The sequence below is a fragment of the Nocardioides sp. AN3 genome (assembly GCF_054653495.1).
In genome coordinates this window covers 1-3,040 of the sequence record NZ_BAAIGC010000068.1, presented here as the reverse complement: position 1 = coordinate 3,040, position 3,040 = coordinate 1, and the positions used below count along the sequence as shown (strand labels likewise).

Below are 3,040 nucleotides of genomic sequence, written 5' to 3'. Positions count from 1 at the left end.
GAACAGGTCCAGCTTGATGTCCTCGCGCTCGCTGGCGGCCTCGACGACCAGGTCACGATCCTTGAGCTGGCCCAGGTCGGTGGCGAAGGCGATCCGCGCACACGTCTCGTCGAGGTCCTGCTCGGTGATCTTGCCCCGGGCGGCGGCCTTCTCCAGACTCCGGCGGACCTTGGCCTCGGCCGCCTTCGCGGCCTCCTCGCTCACCTCCACCACCACGGTGTCGATGCCCGCCCGCGCACACACCTCCGCAATGCCCGACCCCATCAGACCACCGCCGATGACGCCTACCTTCTCGATCCCCGCCATGGGTCACTCCTGTCTGTTCGTGTGTGACGCCGCCGGCCGGAGCCGGAGACGTGGAAGCTGAGTCAACGCGCGCTACGCGAGGGTGCAGGAAGCACGGCGATGGCGTCATCAGACATCGCAGCGGCTCCTACAGGCTGCTCTGGACCCCGGCGAGGAGCTGGCGGGCCATGACGATGCGCTGGACCTGGTTGGTCCCTTCATAGATCTGGGTGATCTTGGCGTCGCGCATCATCCGCTCCACCGGGTAGTCGCGGGTGTAGCCGTAGCCACCCAACAGCTGGACCGCGTCGGTGGTGACCTGCATCGCGACGTCGGAGGCGAACGCCTTCGCGGCGGCTCCGAAGAAGGTCAGATCCGCATCACCCCGCTCGGAGCGCCCGGCGGCGGCGTACGTCAGCTGCCGGGCCGCCTCGATCTTCATCCCCATGTCCGCCACCATGAACTGCAGGCCCTGGAAGTCGCTGATCGGCTTGCCGAACTGCTTGCGCTCGGCGATGTAGCCCAGCGCGTAGTCCAGTGCTCCCTGCGCCACCCCGACCGCCTGGGCGGCGATGGTGATCCGGGTGTGATCGAGGGTCTGCATCGCATACTCGAACCCGCGGCCCTCCTCTCCGATCAGCCGATCGCCCGGGATCCGGACGTTGTCGAAGTAGACCTCCCGCGTCGGGGATCCCTTGATGCCCAGCTTCTTCTCCGGCGCACCGAAGGACACGCCCTCGTCGGACTTCTCGACCACGAACGCGCTGATGCCCTTGGACCGCTTGTCGGGGTCGGTCATCGCGAGCACGGTGTAGTACTCCGAGACGCCGGCGTTGGTGATCCACCGCTTGACCCCGTTGAGGATCCAGCCGTCGCCATCACGCACGGCGCGCGTCTTCTGGGCCGCGGCGTCCGAGCCGGCGTCGGGCTCGGACAGGCAGTAGGAGAATCCGCCCTCCCCCGCGGCCAGCAGACCGAGGTAGTGCTTCTTCAGCTCCTCGCTGCCACCGATCTGGACCGGCAGCGATCCCAGTTTGTTCACCGCCGGGATCAGCGAGGCCGACACATCGACACGCGCGACCTCCTCGATCACCAGCACCGTGGCGAGCGCATCCGCGCCCACGCCGCCGTACGCCTCCGGCACGTGCGGTGCATAGAAGTCCGAGGCCACCAGCGCGTCGTGCGCCTCCTGGGGGTAGCGCGCCTCCTCATCCACCTCCGCGGCGAACGGGGCGATCTTCGCCTCGCAGAGCTCCCGAATCGCCTTCCGGATCTCCACGTGCTCCTCAGAGAGGGCGAACAAGGGGTAATCGGCCGTCATGCCATGACCTCCATAGACGATTGTGCCTCGACTCCGGATGCGGAGGGCGGCCTGCGATCTGGATCGACCTCGGCGGCGCGGCGCGCCGTCAGGCGGACCGAGCTCTCCCGCGCGCGCCGGCGTACCGCCTCTGCACGCGGGTCGAGCTCACGAGCGAGCTCGAGCACGCGCATCCCCTGCGCACGCGAGGAGATGTCGACCTCCACCGTCGCCGGCCACCCTGCGCGACCCACATCGATGTGGGCGCCCATGCCGACGAGCGTCAACACGGAGGCGATGGCTTCAGCGTGCAGCGTCCCGCTGCAGCCGATCGCCAGCCATTCCGCCGTCTGCGCCTCAGGAAGGGCGAACGACGCGACGAGCTGGTCGAAGGTGGCGTCCATCTGGGTCATCGGCGTCCTCGGGCGACTAGGCTGGTACTCAGTTCTTCTAACATGGTACTCCGTACCGCGCCGTACCTGGCACGTGACTCGCGCCACAGGCGCGCGTGCTCGGGCCGTGGGCCTGGCGTGCGCTTAGATTCCGAGGACCGGGCCTGACGAGCAGCGCACGCCAGGACCGAGCAGGCGACGACGAGGAGGAGGCGGAGATGCCGCAGACGGACACCCGTGCACGGATGGTCGACGCCGCCTTCGCGCTGTTCAGCGAACAGGGCTTCGAGCAGACCACGGTCGACCAGATCGCAGCCCTGGCCGGCGTCGGCCGGACGACGTTCTTCCGGATGTTCGCCTCGAAGGAGGCCGTGCTCTTCCCCGACCACGAGCGGCTCCTTGCTGCGGTGGATCTGAGGCTCCGGAGTGCCTCCAGCATGTCCTCGACCATCGCGCTCATCGAGGCAGCGACCATCGTGCTCGACCACTATCTGGCGGAAGGTGACGTCGCCCGGAAGCGCTACGCGCTCACGCGCTCGGTCCCCGCTCTCCGAGCTGCGGAGACAAGCAGCCTGCGCAGCTATCAGCGGGTCTTCCGCGACCACACGGCACAGTGGGGGTACGACGACTTGACCGCCGACCTGATCGGAGCAGGAGTCGTCGCCGCCCACAACCACGTGTTGCGGCGCTGGCTGCTCAAGCGCACCGATACTCCGCATGCCGATCTTGCCGCGGCCGTGACCAAGGTGACTCGCATGGCTGAGAGCCGCGAGGAGAGCGCCGGATCGCAGGTCATCGTCCTGGACACTCGACTGCCGACCGACGAGGTCGTCGCGGCCCTCCGCAAGCTGCAGGACGACCGCCGCACCTCATCAGGTGTGGACATTGCTCGCACTGACACTTAGTCTCATTGGCTGACACTCAGATTCAGCCGAGGAGAGCACTGCCTGTGAGCGCGCAGCCTGATGAGTCCGTTCCCGATCTGCACACGACGGCGGGGAAGCTGGCCGACCTCGACCGGCGTATCGACGAGGCGGTCCATGCCGGGTCGGCCAAGGCGGTC

The 3,040-nt window shown here is 67.9% G+C and carries 4 protein-coding genes; 1 reads left to right on the top strand and 3 read right to left on the bottom strand.

Features of this window, described 5'->3' with window-relative positions; translation table 11 throughout:
• The 3 genes from ACYQ1K_RS27750 to ACYQ1K_RS27740 form a co-directional block, all read right to left on the bottom strand.
• Positions 1 to 306: 3-hydroxyacyl-CoA dehydrogenase NAD-binding domain-containing protein (locus ACYQ1K_RS27750; protein WP_459986862.1), on the bottom strand; the 306-nt coding region annotated here is incomplete at its 3' end.
• A 127-nt stretch (positions 307 to 433) separates the two neighbouring features.
• Positions 434 to 1,606 (bottom strand): acyl-CoA dehydrogenase family protein, encoded by a 1,173-nt coding sequence (locus tag ACYQ1K_RS27745; RefSeq protein ID WP_459986861.1) that lies wholly within the window; start codon positions 1,604 to 1,606, stop codon positions 434 to 436.
• On the bottom strand, positions 1,603 to 1,998 hold the full coding sequence (locus ACYQ1K_RS27740; RefSeq protein WP_459986860.1) for a hypothetical protein: 396 nt from the start codon (positions 1,996 to 1,998) through the stop codon (positions 1,603 to 1,605). The genes ACYQ1K_RS27745 and ACYQ1K_RS27740 overlap by 4 nt, the downstream gene beginning before the upstream one ends.
• A 197-nt stretch (positions 1,999 to 2,195) precedes the next feature.
• Between ACYQ1K_RS27740 and ACYQ1K_RS27735 the strand changes: the two genes are divergently transcribed.
• Complete coding sequence (locus ACYQ1K_RS27735; protein ID WP_459986859.1) at positions 2,196 to 2,882, top strand: TetR/AcrR family transcriptional regulator; 687 nt, start codon at positions 2,196 to 2,198, stop codon at positions 2,880 to 2,882.
• The last annotated feature ends 158 nt before the right edge of the window (positions 2,883 to 3,040 follow it).

What these genes read in the sequence shown, in the direction of transcription:
- ACYQ1K_RS27740 (WP_459986860.1), bottom strand. Translation starts at nt 1,998, where the DNA reads ATGACCCAGATGGACGCCACCTTCGACCAGCTCGTCGCGTCGTTCGCC.
- ACYQ1K_RS27745 (WP_459986861.1), bottom strand. Translation starts at nt 1,606, where the DNA reads ATGACGGCCGATTACCCCTTGTTCGCCCTCTCTGAGGAGCACGTGGAG.
- ACYQ1K_RS27735 (WP_459986859.1), top strand. Translation starts at nt 2,196, where the DNA reads ATGCCGCAGACGGACACCCGTGCACGGATGGTCGACGCCGCCTTCGCG.